The organism is Nonomuraea sp. NPDC050536, assembly GCF_044457685.1.
Lineage (GTDB): Bacteria > Actinomycetota > Actinomycetes > Streptosporangiales > Streptosporangiaceae > Nonomuraea.
The window spans coordinates 1-21,902 of record NZ_JBITHD010000012.1 but is presented as its reverse complement, the minus strand read 5'-3'; the positions used below and the strand labels follow the sequence as shown (position 1 = coordinate 21,902).

The following is a 21,902-nucleotide window of genomic DNA, read 5'->3' as shown; positions in this document are numbered from 1 at the left end:
ATGTACGAAAAGGATGGCCAGAGGTACTTCGTCGTCGACGGGCACATCCATTTCTGGGACGGCAGGCCGTCAAATCAGGCGAACCGCTATGGCGAGGGTTTCATCAACTGCTTCTACGACTACCACCGCAATCTCTCTCCGGCGTCGGAGGTCTGGCCGCTGGAGGAATTCTGGCAGCAGAGCGAGGAACGGATCCTGCACGACGTCTTCGAGGTCGGCTATGTGGACAAGGCCATCTTCCTGCCGACCTACCTCACCGATTTCTTCGTGGACGGCTTCAACACCACCGAGCAGGACGGGGTGCTAGCGGAGAAGTATCCAGACAAGTTCATCGTGAACGGGTCGTGGGATCCGCGCGACGGTGAGGCGGGACTCGACAGGCTCGAGGCGCTGGCGAAGCGCTGGAATCTCAAGGGGGTCAAGCTCTACACCGCCGAATGGAAGGGCGCTTCGAAGGGCTGGAAACTGACCGACCCGTGGTCCTACCGGTACCTCGAGAAATGCCAGGAACTCGGCATCCGTAATATTCACGTCCACAAGGGGCCGACGATCTACCCGCTCAATCTGGATGCGTTCGACGTGGCCGATGTGGACGAGGTCGCGAGCGAGTTCCCGGAGTTGACGTTCATCGTCGAGCACTGCGGACTGCCCAGGCTGGAGGACTTCTGCTGGATCGCCACGCAGGAGCCCAACGTCTACGGCGGGCTCGCCGTGGTGATGCCGTTCATTCACACCAGGCCGCGCTACTTCGCGCAGGTGATCGGCGAACTGCTGTACTGGCTCGACGAGAACCGGATCACCTTCGCCAGCGACTACGCGATCTGGACGCCCAAGTGGCTCATCGAACGCTTCGTGGACTTCCAGATCCCCGAAGACATGCGCGGGGAGTACGGCGAGCTCACCACTGAGGTGAAGAAGAAGATCCTGGGTCTCAACGCCGCCCGGCTCTACGACATCCCGGTGCCGCCCGAGCTGGACGTCGTGGACGCCCACGCAGGCAGCGGCGAGCCCGTCGCATCCGGGCCGAAGGCGCCGGCATGACTGTGCCTTCCGACAGCGGCATTTGGGACGCGCTGGCGACCGTGCGAGATCCTGAGCTGGATGAGCCGATCACCGAGCTCGGGTTCGTCAGCGAGGTGGAGGTTCATGAGGGTCACGTTTCGGTACGGCTCCGCCTGCCGACGTACTTTTGCGCGCCGAACTTCGCCTACCTGATGGTCGCCGACGCCTGCGACGCCGTACGGGCGATACCCGGTGTGGTTTCGGTGGACATCCGGCTTGAGGACCACTTCGCGGCCCACGAGATCAACGCGGGTGTCGCGGAAGGCGCGAGGTTCACCGGGTCCTTCCCCGGCGAGGCTCGCGGAGAGCTTGACGAGCTGCGCCTGACGTTCCGGCGCAAGGCCTACCTGGCGAGCCTCGACCGGCTGGGCACCCGGTTGACCGCCGAAGGCTTGCAGCCTGCGCGGCTGCGGCTGGGCGACGTCCCGGAGTCCCCAGAGCTAGCCGGGCTGCTTCGCCGCCGGGCCGAGCTCGGGCTGGATTGCTCGCCGCAGTCGCCGCTGCTTCTCGACCAGTGCGGCGAACCGATCCCCGCCGAGGAGGCCGCGCTGCGGCTGCGCTTCGCCCGTGCCGTGCGGGTCAGCATCGAGGGCAACGCCGACTTCTGCCGTGGGCTGCTCCATACGCGCTACTCCGAAGCGGCGGGGCGCGACTCGTCATCCTGTTCGGCTGCTCCGCCTGCCGTACCTCCGACGGGCCGTCCGACCTGACCGCTGACCCAGCACCACATCATCGGTCTCCGCCTACCCCCTGCTGGACAGTCCCGGCGAGAAGATCTTGACTGCTTGTCGCCATGCGATGCCCTGCGCGGCGCTCGCGCCGTGACCGGCCCCCTCGGCTGACGAACCGGTCCGCTGCCGGGCCCAGGTCAGCGGCCGGCTCCGGGAGGAGAGTGCCGTCGCCGAATGCCCGCTTGTCCATCGACACGAAGTAGATCTTCTCCTCGTCGGTGGGGAGGGCATCGACTGTGCGGGTGCAGAGGGCTTCGACTGCCGTTAGCCAGATCGCCACGTCGCGCGCGCTGGGGATACCGCCGGGTGCACGGTGAGCTCATCCGGCTCGGCTATCAGGTCAGCGAAGCGACCGTCCGGCGGATCCTTCGGAGCCGGTGCTTTGGCCCGGCTCCCCCGAGACGCCGACACCTCCTGGCGAACGTTCCTGTGCGCCCAGGCGCAAGGGCTGCTGGCCGTCGACTTCTTCCACGTCGACACGATCTCCTTGAAGCGCCTGTACGTGCTTTTCGTCATGGAAGTGGCCACCCGGTGTGTGAACATCCTCGGTGTGACCGCCAACCCCACCGGTGCCTGTACGGCCCAGCAGGCCCGCAACGCTCATGGAGCTCGGTGAGCGGATCGGCTCGTTCCGCTTCCTCATCCGCGATAGGGACACCAAGTTCACTGGGGCGTTCGACGAAGTCTTCGCCGGCGAGGGTACGACGGTGGTGAAGATCCCGCCGCGCACACCGCAGGCGAACTGCTACGCCGAGCAGTGGGTGCGCACCGTACGGGCCGAGTGCACCGACCACATGCTGATCTACGGGGGACGGCATCTGTGGTCGGTTCTGACCGAGTATGCCGATCACTACAACGGCCATCGGCCGCACCAGTCCCGCTCGCAGCAGCCACCCGATCACGACGAGCGGATCGTCGTAGCGTTGGAAGGGCGGATCGAACGCCGGAGGATGCTCGGCGGGTTAATCAATGAATATCACCGAGCCGCGTAGCACTACAGGGAACTCCCAGGCCAAGCCCGATGTGATGAATTTTGACGCGGTACAGGTCTGAACTGACGATGGCCGCCTAAATGATCTACCGCGATACACGGTCCGTACACAAGAGCAACCAATCATGATCAACAGCACGATCAGAGGCTGGCGAGAACCGAGGAACCCCAGGTCGAACGCGGTGTTGGAGAGTAGGGCGGGTGGGACTTGAACCCACGACCCACGGATTATGGGTTTCCTTGATCCGTGCCGCTCGCTGCCATACTGTGCCATTTCCTGCTGGCTTGCCCGCCATTGCCCGGCCCAACATGTCTGAACGTGACGGTGCCTGCCATGCCGTACCGCATACACGCGAGCAACCACCGAGTAATCACACGTCCTTGACCGGCGGGTCCGATGGCCGATTCGGCCACTCGACGAAACCTGCAGGTCAAGCTCTATGTGGTGAGTTCTGAAGCGCTCCAGGCGGATCGGAGCATTGTGCCTCAATGGTCATGATCACTTAGAGTAGAACACAATTCAGGTTACGTTTCCGCGTTATGCTCAGACGCGAGTACTCCTCTGCGGAAGAAGATCACCAATGAGCGTGAGATCGTTCCCGCTAACACTGCGCGTCACCGTGAGCGAAGCAACACTGGACGAGATCAGAGAGAAGGCCGTGACGCAGGCCCTCCAATTCTTCGGACCTGGCGCCGAGCTGGACGTCATCAGCGCTGAAGCCGAGTCGGACGAGGAGCGTGAGGGTCGCTACCGCGCTCACGTCGTCTTCCGGAAGGTCGCCTGATGCTGTAATGCTCCAAACTCAACGCCATGTCTTGAGCTGTGGCGACGCAACGATCCGAGCATCTGCTCGAACTTTGTTGAGCGCTCGCTCAGACGAAGATGATCAACATGGGAACAACTCCAGCTCAAGGCAGGTGGACCATTATCTGCCCCCACGCGCTCGCCGCGCAGTAGCCCGACTTGGGCAAGTGTTGGGTATGGAGGGTCCCGGCGCACACCGGGGCCCTTCGTCGTGTCTGGAGCGCGGAGTGAAGCGGTCGTCGGCTACGCCGAGCCCCTCGGCCCCGAGGAGGCACAGGCTGAGTTCTCCATGTGGGCGTTCAACAACGGGGGCAACTGGAAGGATGCCTCTGGCAAATGGAGCATCAACTCCGACGCCAACGTCAAGGCACTGCAGTTCCTGAAGAAGCTGTCGGTTGAGGACAAGGTCACCCAGAACAACCCTGGCAAGACCAACCGCACCGACGGCGCGTTCCCCTTGTTCACCAGCGGCAAGGCCGGAATGGTCGTGGGATTCGGACCGCTGTCCGCACAGTTGGACAAGGACAAGAGCGTCGATTACGGCATCGCGCCGATGCCCACCGCGCACGGCTCGGCCCCACGCACCTACGGCGTGACCGACTACCTGGAAGCCTTCAAGAAGCCCGGCAACCAGCAAGCCGTGAAGGACTTCTACGAGCTCTACTACCAGCCCGACCAGGTCAACACCTGGATCAAGTCCGAGGGCTTCCTGCCGGTCACCAAGTCGGGCCTGGAAGTCTTCAAATCTGAAGCGGCCCTCAAGGTGTACCTGGACACGCTGCCCAACATCATCCTGACGCCGAACCAGGACCCGATGTGGGACAAGACCCTCACCGCGGTGCAGCAGAACCTCGGTGCGGCGGTGGAGGCGAACGGGGACCCGAAGGCGGTCCTGGACCAGCTGCAGCAGACCGCCGAAGCCGGCGGCTGACGTTGGCCGCACAGCTCGAGATGCGCCCCGCCGCGAAGGCCTCGCCGGGTGCGGCGCGGACCGCCGCACCCGGCGTGGCCCGATCGCCCCGCCGCGCCGGCTTCCGCCGCGACAACGTCCCGCTGCGTACAGCGCTGCTGTGGCTAGGACCTGCGATCGCCCTCATCACCGGGGTGGTCATCTATCCGGCCGTGGAATTGGTCAAAGCCTCCACCGGCGACTACTCGCTCACCGGCCTGCGTCGCGGGTCGGTCGGCGCAGCCAACTTCACCCAGGTGTCGCATCATCCGGCGTTCGCAACCGTCATAGCGAACACCGCGATCTGGGTGTTCGCGGTCGTCGCCGTCACGATCGTCATCAGCCTCGGTCTCGCGCAGTTCCTGTCGAAGGAGTTCTTCGGTCGTAAAGCGGTGCGTTGGGCGGTCATCGTGCCGTGGGCGACATCCCTGATCGTCACCGCACGCCTGTCACTCTGGTCCTCGACTACTACCACGGTGTTCTGAACAGCTTGCTGACAGCCGCACACATCATCGACAAGCCGATCGACTTCCTGGCCGACGACTCGTGGACGACGCCCTCGATGATCGCGGTCGGAGTGTTCGTCTCGCTGCCGTTCACCGCCTACGTCCTGCTGGCCGGCCTGTCGGCCATCCCCGCGGATGTGTACGAGGCCGCCCGGATCGACGGGGCCGGGAAGTGGAGGACTTGCTGGCATGTGACGCTGCCGCTGCTTCGACCCGCACTCCTGGTGGCGAGTGTGCTGAACATCATCTACGTCTTCAACTCCTTCCCGATCGTGTACACGCTCAACGACCGGAACCCGGGCTTCGCCCATGACACGTCCATCACCTTCATGTACAAGCTCGCCTTCAAGAGCTCCGAACACAGCATCGGCATGTCCGCCGCGGCCGGCGTTCTCAATGTCGCGCTCATCCTGATCGTGGTGCTGGTCTACCTGCGAAGCGTCAAATGGAAGGAGATCTGATGTCCTCCGCTCCGTCCATGGCCCGCATCCTCCATGACCGCGGCCGCAACTCCCGGTGGCGCCGTGCTCGCCGCTTCGTCCTTCCCGCCGGCGGGGCGGCCGTGGCTTTCGGGTTCCTGGGCCCGTATCTCATCATGCTGCTGGACGCGCTGCGGCCCTCCAGCGAAGTCGTCGCCTCGCCCGCAACGGTTCTGCCGCGCACCTGGCAGTGGTCGACATTCGGCACCGTGTTGTCCGATGACCGCTACCTGAACTGGTTGAAGACTTCCGTGCTGGTCGCGGCGGCGTCGACCGTCATCGTGATCGCCGTCGCCGTACCGGCGGCCTACTTCACGGCGCGGTTCAGATTCCCCGGCCGGACCGCGTTCCTGTTCCTTGTCCTGGTCACCCAGATGTTCTCGCCGACGTCACTGGTGGTGGGCATATACCGCGAGTTCTTCGACGTGGGTCTCGTGAACACGTACGCGGCGATCATCTTGACGAACGCGGGGTTCAACCTGGCGTTCGCCGTCTGGATCCTGCACGGCTTCATCGCCTCCGTGCCACGGGAGGTGGAGGAGGCCGCCGAGCTTGACGGCTGCAGCAGGCCCGGAACTCTTCGACGGGTGATCCTGCCCCTGATCCGGCCTGGCCTGGTGACCGCGGTGATCTTCACGTTCATCGCGGCCTGGAACGAGTACGTCGTGGCTCTGACCCTGATCCAGGACGACGCCAAGAAACCTCTGACCGTCGGGATCAGCTCTTACGTCACCGGCTACGAGCAGCACTGGGACCAGCTGTTCGCCGCTTCGATCGTCGCGGTCATCCCGGTCGTGATCCTCTTCGTGTCCATTGAGCGGCACCTGGTGGGCGGTCTCACCGCAGGCTCGGTCAAGTAACGCAGCGCACGCAGTTCCCACCCACCGCACGGATTGGAGAACCCAGTGAAGCGGCTTATCAGAAGCCGCGCCGCGATACGTGTCAAGTCATCAATGTACGTCGACGAGACCGGCTCGGCGGATTCCTCCACGAATACCAGCATGCTGCGTGAGCTGCGTGGACAGAATTTCCGGCAGGCGCAGCCATGAGCCAGCGCGCTTTCGCTTACAGGTACTGGCCTGCCTCGGCGCTATCTGTCTTCGACAGGCGCACCGACACCACGTTGGCCAGGTTGACGACCACGCCGTTCATGTCGGCCTCACGGTCGTACCTCGCATGGTTCAACACCAGGCTGCGCCGCTCGTCCAGCGCGCGGGCGATCGCCGTCATCGCCTCGGGCTCACTATCGAAATCCTGGCTGACCACGGAGAAGTCCTCGCCGCCCAACGGGTGAAATCGAATGACCAGCATGACGTTGTCGGACACGGTCGGCTCCCCTCACCAGAATCGGAAGGGGGTACGTGCCCAGTATGGAGGACCTGGGCAGATTTCCTCCATGACTGCCCTGCCGACCCGTTGTTCTGTTTGCGCCCTCAGTTGGGCGATCTTCACGTACGGCTGTCGCGCCCCGCGGCCAATGGGTCAGTGACGATCATTCAGCCACTGTGTGACGGGCCACTCGGCGCAGTTGCAGGATCCCGCCGGGGCCGGGAACCGCCATCGGCAGAATCCCGCCGATGGCAGCCAGCAGCCGCCGATATGGTGCGCCGCACGATGTGTCGGCGCCAGGATGCATCCACCGGCGCTGGTTGGCTGGCGGGAGCTGCCCACCGCTCATACAGTCCAGTCTCCTCCCGCGTCCTGCTGGGCGCTAGAGCGGGCGGGGCTCACGCGTTCGCACCGGTCAGGTCGATGAGCCCGGAGCACTACGGGCATTCCTGCCACGAAGTCAGAGCTCCGAGCGATCTTGATCGCCGTGTGCGTGACAGCGGAGGCGTACGCCAGGCGACCGGCTCCAGCAGCGCTACCCTCGCGAAAGGTGGGTTGCGGTCCGCCGCAGAGGATCATGATCGTCATGCAAGACGCCGTGGCGGTGACGTGTCGGCTCAGGCTCCTCGCCACGCGCGAGAATCAGCCGCACCCGTTGCCGGGCTTGATGCTCCCGGTGTGTGGTCTCCTTGCTGGAACCGTGCGAGAGGTTCTTGCACTGTTCCCTGAACCAGCGGCCGTCCCGCTTCAGGAACCGGAAAGGCTGGGTGTTGTCCGTACGGCTCATCGCGCACCTCCTGGTGTGCTCGCCATTCCCGACGGTACACCGTGGGCCGACGACCTGAAGTAATCCGCGATAGAGCACCTGCGGCTACGACACGAGCTTCGGGCGCGGGCGCCGTTGCGCCGGGCGAGTCGGCTTCTCCACCGACGGCACTGATCAAAATGTAGCTGACCGCATCACCCACTCACCGAGCGTCGCACTCTGCACCCTCGTCAGCGACCGTGGCTCCACTCCACAGGCTCCCTTTCGGAACCGGGCAATTCCCGGAAAATGGTCATTGATCAGGTAGACTGCAAGTACCGAGGACATTTCGAGCGTTGGCATTCAGGTCTGCGTCGCCCGCGGCGAAGCATTGTATCGGCCCTTCCGAGGGCCCGGTCAGGCCAGGCGACCATGACGCCGACGATCCTCTCTCCTCTCAAGCCGCTGAGCCCCGTAGCCTCCGCGCTCCGGCTCAGTCTTAGCCCCGTGCTGGATGGGCGGGCTGTAGTGGACGGGGCGTGGTGGCCCCGCACGCGTGACGCCGCCGCCGAACTGCCCGCGCTCATCACCGCCGTCGATCAGCGGCTCGGCCGGGTCACGCTGCGCGTCGGCGTGTATCGGGACGCGTGGGACCACATCCCGCGCCGTATCTCCGCGCGCGGCCGGCAGGTCCGGGTCGGCTGGTTCCGCCATGCCGACCCCCGGGTGATCACCCTGATCTTCTCGGGCGCTGAGCCGATCGTCCTGCTGGTCATCCCGCCGGGCACCGCGAGCGCTCCTGCCGAGGCCGCAATGGCGCTGACCGTGCAAGGTACGGCCGGCTTCGCGCTGACCGACATCCTCGCCATCGCGCACCTGCCCCCGGTACCGCCCACCCGTACGCCCGAGGAGAACGGCTGGGAGAACGAGGGCGGACACCTCATCGACGTCTAGTTACGCCAGCGTGACCCCGGCACTGCCTGCCGACCGGATTGAGCGGTGCTGACACCTTTTCTGGCGGCGCACCGATCTCCGGCCGGCAGGCGCTCTTTCCTTCTCCGATTGGAGAAACTCCATGACCGTCATCGACATCGTCCCGCCCGCCGAGCGGAGCCCAGCAGTTCCCACCACCGTCCACCTATCCGGTGGGATCGACATCTTCACCAGCAAGGCACTTCGCCTGAAACTGCTGAACGCACTGCGCTACAGCACCAGCCTGCTCATCGTCGACCTGTCGCAGGTGTCGTCCTGCGACGCCGGAGGGCTGGGCGTCCTGCTCGGCATCCAGGGTCGTGCCCGAGCACAGGGCATCACACTGGCCCTGACCGGCCTCCGCCCTCACATGACCCAGCTGCTGACCATCTCTGGCTTGGACAGCCGCTTCCCGATCGTCATGTGACCTCCAGTGGCGAAGAGGTCGCGGAACTGGGCGGGGTCGATATAGCCGTCGCCAAGGGGATGGCCCGGACCGAACTACCTCGCCTACCGGTTCCGCACGGTGATGGTTGTCATAGCGCTGCCTCCGGTGTGGCTGCACGGATAAGACACGTCCCAATCGCGGGCGCTGGTCAGGAGTGGACGGCGCGGATCTCCGTAACGGTGAACTCATCGACGATGTGTCGATTCTGCAGCAGGAACCCGACGACGCCCGCCACCGCCTCCGCGCTCAGGGTGGCTCTCGCCTGTCCGCTCAGGAGGTAGACGAGAGGAGTCGACGGCTGGGTGAGCGCGAAGCTGCGGTCGTGGCGGTGGACGTCCTGCAGGGCCCTGATCGGGATCGGCCGCGTGGTGGTGAACCACGCCGCGACCTCCCACAGAGGCAATGCCAGATCGGCTTCTGCTGAGGCGTAGTAGCAGGTGACACAGCCGTGCCCGGCGTGCTGACCATGCGGGCAGGTCCACTGGAGGACGTCGGTCCGGCTCTGCTCGCGGGTGCTCAGCATCGCCGCCTCGGTGACGCGGCGGCGCACTGTTCGTGGGGGATCCTCCGACGCGGGAAGGGAGTCGCTGATGATGGATCCCTTCGCGCCTACGCTCCGACATGTCCGAGCATAGCCTCGCACGCCGCGTCTGCGCAGGTAGGCGCGGTTGGCTCGGGAGGAGTAGCGCGCCTGCCGAACCAGGTCACCGGTGTCGCCCGGTTACTCCTGGTCTGCGCGCGAGCGTTACGAGAGCGGTACGCCTCGGCCTGTGGCCGCACACGCAAGAACGCCCGCTCCTTTGGAAGAGCGGGCGTTCCAACACTTTGTGTACTCCGGTGTGCAGGTCACCCTCGACGAAAGGCTCCACACGGCTCCAGCCGAACGGTAATCCGCGAAGGCAATAAGTGCGCTCGGGGACACTGGACACACCGGCTACATCATTAAGAACCAGCGAAACGCGGAAAATATTCCGCTCCGCGATGCGGAATTGGCCAAGGCCGGGTAGTCAGCCTTTTTAAGGCCTTGGCAAGGGGGTTGGGGAGTCTGTCATGGCGATGTAGAGGCCGGGATCGATCTTGAAGGTGAGTCCGTTTCTTGGCCCAGCGGGAGAGTTATCTGGTGAAACGGCGTCAAGGCCGCTCGGCATCATCGGGACCAGCTGGGCTCGTTGCGATAAGCAATAGGTCTTGCCTCCAGACCCCTCATGTCTTGGACTTATAGCGGAGGTGGCAGCTAGCTTTACGCCATGTCGATGACCAACCGAAAGCCGCAAGGTGCTCGTCCTGACGTCCCGCTGGAGGGGAAAGTCGCGATCGTCACCGGTGCAGCGCAGGGCATAGGCAACGCCATCGCGCATGGCCTCGCCGCTGACGGCGCGCACGTCGTCATCGCCGATCTCCACGGCGTCGAGGAAGCGGCTCAGGCCCTTCCGCAGAAAAGTGTCGGCATCGAGGTGGACGTCGCGGACGAGCATGCGGTCGCGCGCATGGCCGAAGAGACAATCACGCGTTTCGGCGGGATCGACCTGCTCGTCAACAACGCGGGTCTGTTCGCTTCGCTGGCGATGCGACCGTTCACGGAGATTCCCCTTGCCGAATGGCGGCGTGTCATGGACGTCAACGTCGCCTCGATGTTCCTCACCTGCCAGGCCGTCGTGCCGCACATGCGCGAGCGCGGCGGCAAGATCGTCAACATCTCATCAGCCACGCCATTTCTAGGAGTTCCGCACCGCCTGCATTACGTGACCTCCAAGGGGGCGATCATCGCCTTCACCCGCGCCTTGGCGAAGGAACTGGGCCCCGACGGCATCAACGTCAACTGCATCGCTCCCGGCTTCACCCTCAGCGCGGGCGTACTGGAGCACGGCGGGGTTCCTGACCAGCTCAGCGGTGCAGCCGTTTCCGCCCGCGCGATCAAACGCGACCAGCAGCCCGAGGACCTGGTCGGCGCTGCACTCTTCCTGTGCCGACCGATGTCGGATTTCGTCACGGGCCAAACCCTGGTCGTGGACGGTGGCCTATACCTCCACTGAGTCAGCTGGGTCTGCCAGAGCGGTTCTGGCGTAGGGCAGGAATGCCCGCGCGGCGGGTGAGAGGCCGTCCTTCTGCCAGATCAAGATCAGTCGCCGAGTCAGTTTCGGCCGGCTGAGCTGGACGATCGCGAGCCGTTCTGACGGCGGTGCTGCAGAGCGTGGCACGAGCGCGATCCCCACGCCTTCGGCGGCGAGATCGACGAGGATCCGCAGGTCGCTCGACTCCGCGGCGATACGGGGCGTGAATCCCGCGCTGCGTGCGGCCGCGTCCAGTGCCATGCGCTGCCCGCTTTCCGGTGGCAGGGTCACCATCGGTTCGTCACGGAGCTGCGCGAGTGGGACGGAGCGAGAGGCGGCGAGCGGATGGTCGCGGGAGACGATAATGACGGCCGGTTCTGTTCTGATCACCTGGGAGTCGACCTTGTCGGGCACCGGTTGGCGGACACCGAGCCCAATGACGGCCACGTCGAGTGTTCCTTCGTCGACCTCGGCGATGAGCGAGGTGGTGTGTCCGTCGCGGAGGCGCAGCTCGACTCCGGGGTGGTCACGGCGGTAGTGGCCAAGCAGTGACGGCAGTTCCTGCGGCGCGGGCACAAGCGTGCCGACGGAAAGCCGCCCGGCGAGCAGGCCGCGCAGTGAGGCAAGCGCATCGCGTCCGCTCTGCGCGGAGGCGAGTGTGGCCCGGGCATGCGGCAGGAATGCCATGCCGGCACCAGTGAGCAGGACGCCTCGGGGCGTCCGGATGAGCAGTTGCTCGCCGAGCTCACGTTCCAACCGAATGATCTGCTGGCTGACCGCTGGCTGCGCCACCTTCACCCGCTGGGCCGCGCGCGTGAAGTGCTGTTCCTCCGCGACCGCGACGAAGTAGGCGAGCTGCCGTAGCTCCATAAGGGAACACTATCGCGATGGCATTCTCTCTGTATTTCCCTTATAAGAGAGACCGGGCAGGTGGGGTCGGGTCCCGGTAGCCGTCAAACCGTTTGAGACGTTTCAGGCGACTTGTTCTGTATCGGAGCTGGTTTCCTCCTTGTCGGGTTCGTTGATCCAGACAAGCCTTAGGCAGGCAGTGCGGGGTGGGCTTGCGACAGAACCGGCCGGGGTTGGCGGCGTAGGTGGCCTGAAGCGTTCGTGCCCGCTCGGCCCTGATCTGGCCGACGGTGCCCAGATGGACCGATGTGCAGGCCGATACCGGAGTGCCGGTGCTCGTGGCGGGGATGGTCCCGGCGTGCAGACCCTGTCCGATCGGCGCAACACGTGCTCCCCGCGCACGCAGGGATGGTCCCCGACATGAAGGCTGGCTGGGTCGAGGGCGCCGAATGTTCCTCACGCGCGCGGGTCGTTGCGGCGTGCGGCGTTCTTGGTCAGCCATGCCGCGCAGCCGCAGATCAGAAGGCGCGCGAGCACGGCTGACCAGCGTTCATGAGCCGTCTCTGGTGAGGGTGAGGTAGTCGAGATTCGGGCCATCGGAAACGGCGCCCGCCCACCGTGCGTTCCATCAGCGTGCTCCTTCTGCGGCTGGTCGGAGAGAATCCCTCATTGGGGGTACAGGCGCGTGCACGGCGAGCTCGCGGCTCTTGGCATCAAGGTCGCGCCTTCCCGTCTGGGAGATCCTCAAGCGGGAAGGCGTAGATCCGCCCCCTGCACGGGCATCAATTACGTGGGGCTGATTTCCTGCGATCCCAAGCCGACGCGCTGCTGGCCTGCGACTTCATCGAGAGCGTCACACTCAACGGGCAGCGCCGATACATCCTGGCGGTCATCGAGCACGCCGGCAGGCGGGTCCGCGTGCTGGGCACCACCGCACACCCGACTGCGGCCTGGGTCAGTCAGGCGTTCAAGAATCTCGTGATGGATCTGGAGGACGCGGGCTGCCGGGCGCGCCATCTGATCCGAGACCGGGATGGGAAGTTTCCGGCCCTGATGGAGGATCTGAAGGCGAGCTCTGGTACCAGGTCAAGCAGGCTTACGATTTGAAGAATTCTTCAATTTGCAACATGATGAGAACGTTGTTTCCTAGTGATCGAGATGGGAAGTGCCGTGTTGAGCGAGTTCGCCGCGGAGCTTCGAGTGCGTATCGACGAGGTGGAAGCCGATTTGACCCGGGCACATGGAGCGCTCGACGATCACGCCGTGCAGGTGCTGACCGGGCGGCTGGACAACCTTCTGCGTATCGCCCGAGAGCACGGCATCGACGTGCGACTCCCGGCGGTATGGAGCGAGTGACTGTGCCGCCTCTGCTCTATGAGATCAAGGCGGAGCTGTTTCGTACGCTCGGCCACCCGGCCCGGATCACCGTGCTGGAGCTGCTGCAGGAGAGGCCGCTGCCGGAGCGCGAGCTGCTGGCGGAGCTGTGCGCGGGGGCCATGAGGTGAGCGCGAATGCCGTCACCGCGCGGCTGCGCGGGCTGCTGCCACAGCCCCTGGACTGGACGGCGGTGCGCCGCGCTCCTGGCCGGGACCTGCTGGCCGGGGTGACCGTCGCGATTGTGGCGCTGCCGCTGGCGTTGGCGTTCGGTGTCAGCTCGGGTCTGGGCGCTGAGGCCGGGCTGGCCACCGCGATCGTGGCCGGGGTGCTCGCGGCCGTTTTCGGCGGCAGCAACCTGCAAGTGTCCGGGCCGACCGGAGCCATGACCGTGGTCCTGGTGCCGATCATGCACCGGTATGGCGGTGCCGGGGTGCTCACGGTCGGCTTGCTGGCGGGGCTGGTGCTCGTGGTGTTGGCCGTTGCCAGGGTCGGGCGGTTCGCGCAGTTCATGCCCACCCCGGTGATCGAGGGCTTCACCGCGGGCATCGCCGTCGTCATCGCTATGCAGCAGGTGCCGGCCGCGCTCGGGGTGTCCGGGGTGGAGGGTGAGCGCGTCTGGCAGACGGCTGCCGACGCGGTGGTCCGCTTCGCGGTCTCGCCCGATCCGATTTCGCTGGTGATGGCGCTGGGGGTCGCGGTCGTGATGCTCGTGGGCGGCCGCTGGCGGCCCGGCGTGCCGTTCTCGCTGATCGGCGTGGTCGCGGCGACCGCCGTCGCCGAGCTGGCCAGGCTGGATGTCGCCCGCATCGGCGCGCTACCCGCCACGCTTCCGGCTCCCTCCGTGGCATTTGTGGACGTGAGCGCGCTGGCCGGGCTGCTTCCCTCGGCGTTGGCGGTGGCGGCGCTGGCCGCACTGGAGAGCCTGCTGTGCGCATCGGTGGCCGACTCGATGAGTGTGAACGAGCGGCATGATCCAGATCGGGAGTTGTTCGGGCAAGGTCTGGCCAATCTGGCCGCGCCGCTTTTCGGCGGCGTGCCCGCCACCGCGGCGATCGCCCGGACCGCGGTTAACGTGCGCGCCGGCGCCCGTTCCCGGCTGGCGGCCGTGACCCATGCGGTGGTGCTGGCGGTCATCGTGCTCGCCGCCTCCGGGCTGGTCGGCCGCATTCCGCTGGCCGCCCTGGCCGGCGTGCTGCTGGCCACCACGGTCCGCATGGTGGAGGTTGGCTCGCTGCGCGCCATCGCCCGCTCCACCCGGAGCGACGCGCTGGTCATGGCGTTGACCTTCCTGGTCACCGTCGCACTGGACCTGGTCACCGCCGTCGCCGTGGGCATCGGCGTGGCCATCGTGCTGGCGCTGCGCGCGGTGGCTCGTGCGGTCAAAGTAGAGCAGGTTCCGCTGGAGACCGGGGACCACAGCGAGGAGGAACATGCGCTGCTGGCCGAGCACATCGTCGCCTACCGCTTCGACGGGCCGCTGTTCTTCGCCGCCGCCCATCGCTTCCTGCTTGAGCTGTCGGAAGTGGCCGACGTGCGTGTGGTCATCCTGCGCATGTCCAGGGTGACCACCATCGACGCCACCGGCGCCCAGGTGCTGGGCGATGCGATCACGCGGCTGGAGAAGCGCGGCATCACCGTCGTGCTGTCCGGCATCAAGCCCGGTCACGACCAGGTGCTGGCCGCGCTCGGTGTCGCCGAGCATCTGCGCCGAGATGACCTGATCTTCCCCGATACCCCGTCGGCCATCCGATACGCACGTCACGTGCTGGATCCCAACCTAGATCCCAACTCGGCGGCGGCAACCGCGTGAGCTCCGCGGAAAGGACAACACGGGACTTCGGTCCCTGTCGAGGGTGACGTCAGGCGCGAGATCGTGGACGGTGTGCAACACCAGTCCACGTCCACCGCGCCTGCGCAGGGGTTCTCAGGGAATGCGCATACTCCTCCATAGATCATCACAAGCTGGACCGATTGCCTTGGTTTTGCCCATTCCGGGCAGCACCCTCACCAAGGAGAAAATCGATGAAGAAGACCGTCGCCCTCGGCACACCTGGCAGAGTGGCACGATCAGCGCCAAGAGCGCCACGTCGGTGACGATCGCCAGCAAGGACGGCTTCTCCCAGACCTGGACGACGGAGGCGGGGACCCGCTTCCGCCGCCTGGGGCAGCCCGCGGACCTGTCCAAGCTGGTCGTGGGCGACGGCGTGTTCGCCATCGGCGTCCCCGGCAGCACGGGGCCGACCGCCGCGGCCGTGTTCGTGCCGCGTGACCGCGCGGTGCTCGAGACGCCGTCCGTCCCTGCGAGCTGACCGGGGAGGGTGGGGCCCCGCCGATGCGCCGGGGCCCCATCCAGTCGAGGTCTGCCGGCGCCTCGCCGACCGGCGCATCCCGGTGATCTTCCTGACCGCGCGGGACATCCCCCCGCGGACACCGTCCGCGGCCTGGCCTTGGGCGGTGACGACTACGTGACCAAGCCCTTCTCTGTTGATGCCGGTGCTGGTCGAGCGGTTTGGCCGCAAGCGGCTCGAAGCGTACGCCGACGCCGGGCAGACCTGCCCTGTGACACAATATTCGCCACCCACATGGTCAGGCGACCATGACGCCGTTGTTTCTCAACCCGCACCCTGCGCCTTTCGGGTCCTTAGAAAGGGCCGGTGATGGTTCTCCGGGGGCGACGCAAACCGAATGCCAACGCTCGAGAAGTCCTCGGTCACTCCAGCTGCTTTTCGACTGCGAAAACACGCTCCCGCGAGTACGGAACAGTTACGGCACCGTGCTCAGCTGGGCGGCCGCATGGCCTCGATGAGGGCGTCCAGGGGGATGTGGGCGAATCCGACGCGGGCGTCGCTCGCTCCATAGGGCAGCCAGATGGCGTCGGCGTGCAGGAGTCCTCCGCAGGAGTAGACGACGTTGGGGACGTATCCTTCGCGCTCGATGCCATCGGCGGTGAGAAGCGTGCCGGGGAGTTCGGCGATGACGCTTTCCGGGTGGTGGGAGTCGAGGAGCAGGGCGCCGATGGCGTAGTCGCGCATCGGGCCGACACCATGAGTCAGGACGAGCCAGCCGTACCTGGTCTCGATGGGGGAGCCACAGTTGCCGACCTGGATCAACTCCCAGGCGCGGCGGGGGATATGCAGCGGGACCGGCGGCTGCCAGGTGTTGGTCCCATCGAGGGCCGTGAGAGCGATGGTCTCGCCGTCTGAGCGGCACAGCGCGAGCCTGCGTCCTCCGACTGGCCGGGGGAACAGTGCCATGCCCTTGTTGGCGGAGGCGGGGCCACGCATGGGGGTGATCGCGAAGCGGCTCAGGTCGTCGCTGGAGATCAGGTGGGAGCGGATGTGCTGCCCGTCGTAGGCGGTATAGGTGGCCTGGTAGGACGCCTTGCCGTCCTCGTCGAGCACGCGCACGAGACGGGCGTCCTCCATACCGTTGCGCTCGGCCGCGGTCGAGGGCCAGAGCACGCGCTGGTGCAGGGGAAGATCGGCGGGGAAGGACACCGCGTACTCGGAGCGGATCGCCCGGCGGAGTTCCTCCAGAGTCCGCTGCGCGGTGTCGCGGGTGAGCAGTTCGCCGGGGAGCCGGGCGATGGCCTGCTCGAAGTCGTCGTCGTCGAAGCATTCCGGGAGCGATCTCAGCAGGGCGGCCGAAACCTCGTTGTCCCAGGCGTCGGCGGCGAGCAGGTCGCGCCGATGGTGGACCGAGTGCCTGCGGCCGGTGGACAGCGGGCCGGTGCGGTCGCCGAGGACGAGGTCGGAGCCCGGTCCGAGCAGGGCCGTGGTGAAACCGATGGAGGACAGATGTCCCTCACCGATCTGCCGTAGGCTGATCGCCACGCGGAGCTTGCCGGGGTCCACGCCGTTCTGGTCGGGGTGGGGGACCATCGAGGGGTTGCACACGGCCGCGCCCTCGACGGCGTACTCGTGGCTGAAGTAGGCGCCTACGAGGAGGCGAGTGGTCAGGGAGAGCTCGACGCCCTGCTGGATGCGATGGCGGACCAGGTCGTGGTGATGGGCGAAGGCCGCTTCGAGGTCGTGGTGGCGCCCGCCGAAGCGGCGCAACGTGTCCTGGAGGACGTAGGTGGCTGTGTCTCCGTCGAGGGCGGTGATGCGTTCGATGACTGCGGTCGAGCGGCTGTGGGAGAGGGCGGCGTCCTCACCCGGCACGAAGAGTTTGATGATCATTCTGTGCGGGTCCGGAGCGATCGTGGGCTCGAGCCTGGTGGCAAGGTCACCGCTGGTCATGTGAGCTCCCGGACATGCTGCAAGGTAGCGATCAACGCGATGGTGGATTCGGCGCCCTGGTTGAGATTGGGGCCGCACTCGGTAAGCCCGTCGTAGGCGCCGCCGGTGGCGGGGTCCCACATCCGGGTTCCGGCGTCGTTGGCGCCACGGAACCAGGCCACGGCCCGCCGTACACCCAGGTGCCACGAGGGGTCGCCGGTGACGGTCGCTGAGACGGCACAGGCGTCGGCGAGCGCGGCTACCTCGATGGGCTGCTGGTCGTAGCGCGCTCGTGGCTCGCCCTGCTGCCAGCCGGCGGCCGGCACGACGGAGAACCGTTCGTTCCGTGTCTGGACGTCTGACAGCCAGGTGAGCAGGCGCAGGCCGCGCCCGAGCAGTTCCTGGTCGCCGCTGAGGTCTCCGGCAGCGATGATCACTTCGGCGAGAGCGGCGTTGGCGTAGGTCAGGTACGGCTGCGGCCATGGCCAGGACGGATCCTCCGGCGGGGTGCCGATCGCCTGCACGGCGTCCGTCAGCAGGGCCGCGGCCATGGTGCTGTCCGGGGTGGCCCGCAGGATCTCGGCGGCGCCGAGCCCGGCGAAGGTCATGGCGCGCGGGTGCGGGGAGCGCTGTTCGGTACCGAGGGCGAAGGCATGCAGTGCTTCCTGCCGGATCCAGGGAGCGGCATTACGGGCGGCCGCGGTGCCGAGCCCCCACATCGCACGTCCCCACGCGTCGCCGACATCGGGCCGGTCATGCCAGCGCCGGTCGAAGCCGAGCCTGTTCCTGAACGCGCCGGAGCGATCTTGGGCGTGCGAGAGAAACGTCATGTAGCACTCTGCTAGCCGGGTCAGCCGGTGAGTCGGGCGTGATTCGCGACTGAGCACGACGAGCCCGCGGGCCACGTCGTCGGTGCAGTAGCCGTGCTGACGGCGGACGGTGGCGTATCTCGCGTGCTCGAACAGGCCGGTGTCGTCGCTCAGCCGGATCAGGTGCTGGAATCCGGAGGTCAAGGGATCGCCGCGGCCGTCATGGCCGGCCGTTCGGCGAGGAGCGCGCGGACCAGTCCGGCGTAGCGGTCCGCGACCGCGGGCCACAACAAGCTGGAGACGAGCAGGCGGGTACGGCCGGCGAGCTCGTCGGCCAGTCCCGGCTCGGTGAGGACGCGCCGTACGGCGGCGGCGAGCGCGACAGGGTCGGCGTGCGGAACGAGCAGCCCGGGACCTCCCGTCAGCAGCTCGACCGCGTGCGGGAAGGGGGTGGCGACGACGGGCACGCCGGCGGCGACAGCCTCGATGAGTACGCCCGACGTCACCTGCTCGGTCGAGTCGTACGGCAGCACGACGACGTCTGCCGAGCGGATCAGACGGCCCAGCGACCACTGGTCCCGATATACCGGATCATGCCGTACGGCCGGCACCACCCCGAGCCGGGCCGCGAGCGCGTACAGGCTCTCCCGGTAGGCCTCCCCCTGGGACTCCAGCACCTTCGGGTGGGTCTTGCCTGCGATGGTGTAGGTCGGCGACAGGTCGTCCAGCAGCGCGAGCGCGCCCAGCGCCCACTCCAGGCCCTTGCCGGGACCGAGCAGCCCCCAGGTGAGCAGGTGCGGCCGGACCTGGCGCCGCGCCGGGATGCGCCGGTGGTCGGCGGTTCCGTGCGGGATGAGGACCACCTTGGCGGCATCGACGCGATAGCCGGCAAGCAGCCGATCACGCGCGGTGCCGGTCATGGTCACGATCACCCCGGCGGCGGCCGCGATCTCCTCCAGCAGGTCCTTCTGCTGGAGAGTGGGACCGGCCAGCACGGTGTGCAGCACGACGACGCTGGGTACGGCCAGGCACCGCAGCAGCGGCAGCACGTCCTCGCCGTTCGGACCCGGATAGATGCCGTACTCGTGCTGCACGATGGCCACGTCGAATTCCTCCAGCGCGGAGGCCGCGGCTCTCCACCCGCCGAGCCCGGAGGGGGACCAGGTGTGCACGACCTCGGGCGGAGGCGGCTCGTCGTCGCCGTCCGAGGTGACCCGGACGACCCCGCCGAGCAGGCCGTCCCGAGTGAGATGGGCGGCCAGGGCGGAGTTGAAGGTCGCCAGGCCGCATCGGGTGGGCGGATGCGTGCTGAGGAAACCGTAGGTGCAGGCCAATGGTCGTGCCTTCCCAGAACGCCCGCACCAGGTGGATGCCATACGGACTCGCTCGATGGTCCAGGGCTTGCCACCGGGGCCCGTCCTCGTGCGGGGCCCAGCCGCCGCGACCCTCGGCATGGGGCGGGGTCTGCGTCATTGCGACAGTACCAGCCGCTACCTCGGCCTCAACATTTCGTCGTATACACGCAGATAGCCGTCAACCATCTGATCCAGGCCGAACCTGCGCCTGGCCTGCTCGCGGCAACCGTGACGATCGATCGTCGTCATGCGCGCCACGGCGGCGACGGCCTCGTCGAGCGTATCCACCAGGAAGCCCGTCACTCCCGGGTCCACGATTTCGGCCATCGACCCACGGCGGTAGGCCACGACGGGGGTTCCGCAGGCCATCGCCTCCACCACCGACAGGCCGAACGGCTCCTCGAACGTGATGGGATGCAGGAGCGCGGCACTCCCGCCGAGGAGCTCGCCCCGCCGTTCAGGCCCGACAGACCCGAGGAACGTGACCTGCTCTCCGTCGATCCTCGACGCGACCTCCTCCTCGAAGTACCGCTCGTCCTGGACGATGCCGCAGATGGCGAGTGGCATCCCCGCGCGCCGGGCGATCTCGATAGCGTTGTGGGTTCCCTTGTCGGGGTGGATGCGGCCGAAGCTGATCAGCCTCTCGCCGCCCACGGGCTCGAACGGGAACGCCTCGAAGTCGATGCCGTGGTGGACGGTGGCGACGTAGTCCAGTTCAGGGGCGCGGTCGGCGTCCGAGATGGACACGTACGCAGACCGGGCGCGGGTATAGGCGGGCAGTATGCCCGCACCGGAGAATCCGTGCACCGTGGTGAGCAGCGGGGCCCGGCAGTGGCCGGCGAAGGCCAGGGGCAACCAGTCGAGATGGCTGTGGACGAGATCGAACTCCGCGGAGCGGCTGAACGCGTGCGCGACGTGCATCGCCTCCCATACGCGCCCGTCGAGGGACGGATCGTCGGCATACCCGTGCGGGCACACGCCGTCCAGCGCGGCCGCGGTGAGCGAGTCCAGGGTGGCGAACAGCGTCACCTCGATCCCGCGGGCGACCAGGCCCTCGGACAGCAGGCTCGTGACCTGCTCCCACGGGCCGTAGTGCAGCGGCGGCGTACGCCACGCGATCGGTCCCAGTAACGCCACCCTCATGGTCGTCACTGTAATCGGCGCCGGTGATATCGATTGCTCGGATCGGGCGTTTCCGCCCCGTCGTCGGCTGGCTTGGCTGGAGGCATCGCGAGAGGAAGCGGCCATGAGTATCACTCCCGGAGCCAGGCCATATCCGGTCCGCGTGGACGGGCAGTTGGAGAGCCCCCTGTCCCGCTGGCTGTGGGTGGTGAAGTGGCTGCTGGCCATCCCGCACTTCCTGGTCCTCGGGATCCTGTTCGGCGGTGGGGGATGGCTGAGCTGTCGAAGACGCCCTCCAACCCGGCGAGCTCGAGGATCCGCACCAGCGCGTACGGCCTCCCGGCGAAGGAAAGCGCGGCGACGTCGCGCAGGGCGAGGAGGCCGCCCAGGCCGTGAGCGTCGATGAACGTCAGCCCGCTCAGGTCGATGATGAGCGGACCGCGATGGGCGGCCAGGGCTCGATCGACGCAGGCCGCGAGCTCGGGCCGGGTGGCGATGTCCAGCTCGCCGACGATGGTGATCACGGTGGTTCCGTTGCGCGACTGAGTCGTCAGATGCCATGGACGCATGATTGCTCCCTGCCGGCGAGGATGGAGACATGCTCCGGCAGGGAAGCCTCACGGGAGGCTGGGGCGACTCGGCCGTGGCGGCCGGTGGCGCGCAGGGGATCATACGGCGATGGCGAAACGATGCTCCAGGCCCGAGGCTCCCAGGAGCCGGACCATGAACAGGATGAGGCCACCCGTCCGAGCAGCCGGTCGACGGCGGCGATGAGACCGGGCAGTTCGGCGGCTGCGTCGCGGGAGTAGGGCCACCACGCGCCGTTTACGACGGCACGCCGGTCCAACGCCGGGTTGAGAGTCAGCCGTACCGCTGAATCCACGCGCGCGACGGTGGTCAATGGTCTGAGATGCGACAGAATGGTCGGCATCATGATCACCGGCGGATGCGGTCTCATGCGGAGGCGGCCACCGCCCGACGCAGGTCATGGGTCGCGTTCTCGCCGGTGAAGATGAACTTCGCGGCGTCGCCCTCGCCCTCGATCGTCACCTTGACGACCTGGCCGGGGCGCAGCTCGCCGTAAAGGATCTTCTCCGAGAGG

Annotated in this window: 25 protein-coding genes; 16 read left to right on the top strand and 9 right to left on the bottom strand. The window is 66.8% G+C overall.

The annotated features are described in order from the left end of the window. The 9 genes from ACIBHX_RS29975 to ACIBHX_RS29935 all read left to right on the top strand — a co-directional run bounded on the left by ACIBHX_RS29975 (position 1) and on the right by ACIBHX_RS29935 (position 6,383). On the top strand, positions 1-1,041 hold the full coding sequence (locus ACIBHX_RS29975; RefSeq protein ID WP_397070652.1) for an amidohydrolase family protein: 1,041 nt from the start codon (positions 1-3) through the stop codon (positions 1,039-1,041). Beyond that, positions 1,038-1,772, top strand: a complete 735-nt coding sequence (locus ACIBHX_RS29970) for an iron-sulfur cluster assembly protein (protein ID WP_397070651.1) — start codon at positions 1,038-1,040, stop codon at positions 1,770-1,772. Before ACIBHX_RS29975 ends, ACIBHX_RS29970 begins: the two co-directional genes overlap by 4 nt. Positions 1,773-2,175: 403 nt before the next feature. Further along, positions 2,176-2,409 (top strand): hypothetical protein, encoded by a 234-nt coding sequence (locus tag ACIBHX_RS29965; protein ID WP_397070650.1) that lies wholly within the window; start codon positions 2,176-2,178, stop codon positions 2,407-2,409. Continuing rightward, positions 2,396-2,785, top strand: coding sequence for an integrase core domain-containing protein (locus ACIBHX_RS29960; RefSeq protein ID WP_397070649.1), 390 nt, complete (start codon positions 2,396-2,398; stop codon positions 2,783-2,785). The genes ACIBHX_RS29965 and ACIBHX_RS29960 overlap by 14 nt, the downstream gene beginning before the upstream one ends. A gap of 580 nt (positions 2,786-3,365) precedes the next feature. Then, complete coding sequence (locus ACIBHX_RS29955) at positions 3,366-3,569, top strand: hypothetical protein (RefSeq protein ID WP_397070648.1); 204 nt, start codon at positions 3,366-3,368, stop codon at positions 3,567-3,569. 231 nt (positions 3,570-3,800) lie between these two features. Then, positions 3,801-4,520, top strand: a complete 720-nt coding sequence (locus ACIBHX_RS29950) for an extracellular solute-binding protein (protein WP_397070647.1) — start codon at positions 3,801-3,803, stop codon at positions 4,518-4,520. A 2-nt stretch (positions 4,521-4,522) separates the two neighbouring features. Further along, a complete protein-coding gene (locus tag ACIBHX_RS29945) occupies positions 4,523-5,023 on the top strand; it encodes a carbohydrate ABC transporter permease (RefSeq protein ID WP_397070646.1) in 501 nt (166 codons plus the stop codon). A gap of 5 nt (positions 5,024-5,028) precedes the next feature. After that, positions 5,029-5,505, top strand: a complete 477-nt coding sequence (locus ACIBHX_RS29940) for a carbohydrate ABC transporter permease (RefSeq protein ID WP_397070645.1) — start codon at positions 5,029-5,031, stop codon at positions 5,503-5,505. Then, positions 5,505-6,383: a carbohydrate ABC transporter permease gene (locus ACIBHX_RS29935; protein WP_397070644.1), complete on the top strand. Its 879-nt coding sequence runs from the start codon at positions 5,505-5,507 to the stop codon at positions 6,381-6,383. The genes ACIBHX_RS29940 and ACIBHX_RS29935 overlap by 1 nt, the downstream gene beginning before the upstream one ends. Before the next feature lie 205 nt (positions 6,384-6,588). Here ACIBHX_RS29935 and ACIBHX_RS29930 read toward each other — a convergent pair whose 3' ends face one another. Next, on the bottom strand, positions 6,589-6,849 hold the full coding sequence (locus ACIBHX_RS29930) for a hypothetical protein (protein WP_397070643.1): 261 nt from the start codon (positions 6,847-6,849) through the stop codon (positions 6,589-6,591). A gap of 1,057 nt (positions 6,850-7,906) precedes the next feature. Between ACIBHX_RS29930 and ACIBHX_RS29925 the strand changes: the two genes are divergently transcribed. After that, positions 7,907-8,551: a DUF5994 family protein gene (locus tag ACIBHX_RS29925; protein WP_397070642.1), complete on the top strand. Its 645-nt coding sequence runs from the start codon at positions 7,907-7,909 to the stop codon at positions 8,549-8,551. A 121-nt stretch (positions 8,552-8,672) separates the two neighbouring features. Further along, positions 8,673-8,996: an STAS domain-containing protein gene (locus ACIBHX_RS29920; RefSeq protein WP_397070641.1), complete on the top strand. Its 324-nt coding sequence runs from the start codon at positions 8,673-8,675 to the stop codon at positions 8,994-8,996. 169 nt (positions 8,997-9,165) lie between these two features. Here ACIBHX_RS29920 and ACIBHX_RS29915 read toward each other — a convergent pair whose 3' ends face one another. Further along, complete coding sequence (locus tag ACIBHX_RS29915; protein ID WP_397070640.1) at positions 9,166-9,567, bottom strand: hypothetical protein; 402 nt, start codon at positions 9,565-9,567, stop codon at positions 9,166-9,168. A 697-nt stretch (positions 9,568-10,264) separates the two neighbouring features. On the opposite strand from ACIBHX_RS29915, the gene ACIBHX_RS29910 reads away from it, so the two are divergent. Next, positions 10,265-11,050 (top strand): SDR family NAD(P)-dependent oxidoreductase, encoded by a 786-nt coding sequence (locus tag ACIBHX_RS29910; protein ID WP_397070639.1) that lies wholly within the window; start codon positions 10,265-10,267, stop codon positions 11,048-11,050. On the opposite strand, the gene ACIBHX_RS29905 is transcribed toward ACIBHX_RS29910, so the two are convergent. Further along, on the bottom strand, positions 11,036-11,938 hold the full coding sequence (locus ACIBHX_RS29905) for a LysR family transcriptional regulator (RefSeq protein ID WP_397070638.1): 903 nt from the start codon (positions 11,936-11,938) through the stop codon (positions 11,036-11,038). The two genes, ACIBHX_RS29910 and ACIBHX_RS29905, sit on opposite strands and share 15 nt — an antisense overlap. 1,152 nt (positions 11,939-13,090) lie before the next feature. Between ACIBHX_RS29905 and ACIBHX_RS29900 the strand changes: the two genes are divergently transcribed. The 4 genes from ACIBHX_RS29900 to ACIBHX_RS29885 all read left to right on the top strand — a co-directional run bounded on the left by ACIBHX_RS29900 (position 13,091) and on the right by ACIBHX_RS29885 (position 15,603). Continuing rightward, positions 13,091-13,273 (top strand): hypothetical protein, encoded by a 183-nt coding sequence (locus ACIBHX_RS29900; RefSeq protein ID WP_397070637.1) that lies wholly within the window; start codon positions 13,091-13,093, stop codon positions 13,271-13,273. Next, positions 13,270-13,422, top strand: coding sequence for a hypothetical protein (locus ACIBHX_RS29895; protein ID WP_397070636.1), 153 nt, complete (start codon positions 13,270-13,272; stop codon positions 13,420-13,422). Before ACIBHX_RS29900 ends, ACIBHX_RS29895 begins: the two co-directional genes overlap by 4 nt. Then, entirely contained in the window at positions 13,419-15,104 is a 1,686-nt protein-coding gene (locus ACIBHX_RS29890; protein WP_397070635.1) for a SulP family inorganic anion transporter, read from the top strand. Before ACIBHX_RS29895 ends, ACIBHX_RS29890 begins: the two co-directional genes overlap by 4 nt. A 280-nt stretch (positions 15,105-15,384) precedes the next feature. Next, positions 15,385-15,603, top strand: coding sequence for a hypothetical protein (locus ACIBHX_RS29885; protein WP_397070634.1), 219 nt, complete (start codon positions 15,385-15,387; stop codon positions 15,601-15,603). 468 nt (positions 15,604-16,071) lie between these two features. Here ACIBHX_RS29885 and ACIBHX_RS29880 read toward each other — a convergent pair whose 3' ends face one another. From ACIBHX_RS29880 to ACIBHX_RS29855, 6 genes are all read right to left on the bottom strand, one after another. Further along, the gene (locus ACIBHX_RS29880) at positions 16,072-17,535 is read right to left on the bottom strand and encodes a glycosylase (protein ID WP_397070633.1); all 1,464 of its coding nucleotides are present in this window, start codon (positions 17,533-17,535) and stop codon (positions 16,072-16,074) included. Further along, positions 17,532-18,527 carry a glycosyltransferase gene (locus ACIBHX_RS29875; RefSeq protein ID WP_397070632.1) on the bottom strand — a complete coding sequence of 332 codons (996 nt, stop codon included), beginning with the start codon at positions 18,525-18,527 and terminating at the stop codon, positions 17,532-17,534. Before ACIBHX_RS29875 ends, ACIBHX_RS29880 begins: the two co-directional genes overlap by 4 nt. Then, complete coding sequence (locus ACIBHX_RS29870; protein ID WP_397070631.1) at positions 18,524-19,699, bottom strand: glycosyltransferase; 1,176 nt, start codon at positions 19,697-19,699, stop codon at positions 18,524-18,526. Before ACIBHX_RS29870 ends, ACIBHX_RS29875 begins: the two co-directional genes overlap by 4 nt. A gap of 114 nt (positions 19,700-19,813) precedes the next feature. Beyond that, complete coding sequence (locus ACIBHX_RS29865) at positions 19,814-20,821, bottom strand: glycosyltransferase family 4 protein (RefSeq protein ID WP_397070630.1); 1,008 nt, start codon at positions 20,819-20,821, stop codon at positions 19,814-19,816. A gap of 110 nt (positions 20,822-20,931) precedes the next feature. Next, positions 20,932-21,369, bottom strand: a complete 438-nt coding sequence (locus ACIBHX_RS29860) for an STAS domain-containing protein (RefSeq protein WP_397070629.1) — start codon at positions 21,367-21,369, stop codon at positions 20,932-20,934. After that, positions 21,351-21,731: a DUF5994 family protein gene (locus ACIBHX_RS29855; protein WP_397070990.1), complete on the bottom strand. Its 381-nt coding sequence runs from the start codon at positions 21,729-21,731 to the stop codon at positions 21,351-21,353. Before ACIBHX_RS29855 ends, ACIBHX_RS29860 begins: the two co-directional genes overlap by 19 nt. Between the last annotated feature and the right edge of the window lie 171 nt (positions 21,732-21,902).

Excerpts from the sequence above, each read along its gene's own strand:
- ACIBHX_RS29960 (WP_397070649.1), top strand. The coding sequence starts at position 2,396 with ATGGAGCTCGGTGAGCGGATCGGCTCGTTCCGCTTCCTCATCCGCGAT.
- ACIBHX_RS29925 (WP_397070642.1), top strand. The coding sequence starts at position 7,907 with ATGGTCATTGATCAGGTAGACTGCAAGTACCGAGGACATTTCGAGCGT.
- ACIBHX_RS29910 (WP_397070639.1), top strand. The coding sequence starts at position 10,265 with ATGTCGATGACCAACCGAAAGCCGCAAGGTGCTCGTCCTGACGTCCCG.
- ACIBHX_RS29955 (WP_397070648.1), top strand. The coding sequence starts at position 3,366 with ATGAGCGTGAGATCGTTCCCGCTAACACTGCGCGTCACCGTGAGCGAA.
- ACIBHX_RS29860 (WP_397070629.1), bottom strand. The coding sequence starts at position 21,369 with ATGCGTCCATGGCATCTGACGACTCAGTCGCGCAACGGAACCACCGTG.
- ACIBHX_RS29870 (WP_397070631.1), bottom strand. The coding sequence starts at position 19,699 with ATGGCATCCACCTGGTGCGGGCGTTCTGGGAAGGCACGACCATTGGCC.
- ACIBHX_RS29935 (WP_397070644.1), top strand. The coding sequence starts at position 5,505 with ATGTCCTCCGCTCCGTCCATGGCCCGCATCCTCCATGACCGCGGCCGC.
- ACIBHX_RS29855 (WP_397070990.1), bottom strand. The coding sequence starts at position 21,731 with ATGCCGACCATTCTGTCGCATCTCAGACCATTGACCACCGTCGCGCGC.
- ACIBHX_RS29975 (WP_397070652.1), top strand. The coding sequence starts at position 1 with ATGTACGAAAAGGATGGCCAGAGGTACTTCGTCGTCGACGGGCACATC.
- ACIBHX_RS29920 (WP_397070641.1), top strand. The coding sequence starts at position 8,673 with ATGACCGTCATCGACATCGTCCCGCCCGCCGAGCGGAGCCCAGCAGTT.
- ACIBHX_RS29880 (WP_397070633.1), bottom strand. The coding sequence starts at position 17,535 with ATGACCAGCGGTGACCTTGCCACCAGGCTCGAGCCCACGATCGCTCCG.
- ACIBHX_RS29970 (WP_397070651.1), top strand. The coding sequence starts at position 1,038 with ATGACTGTGCCTTCCGACAGCGGCATTTGGGACGCGCTGGCGACCGTG.
- ACIBHX_RS29865 (WP_397070630.1), bottom strand. The coding sequence starts at position 20,821 with ATGAGGGTGGCGTTACTGGGACCGATCGCGTGGCGTACGCCGCCGCTG.
- ACIBHX_RS29905 (WP_397070638.1), bottom strand. The coding sequence starts at position 11,938 with ATGGAGCTACGGCAGCTCGCCTACTTCGTCGCGGTCGCGGAGGAACAG.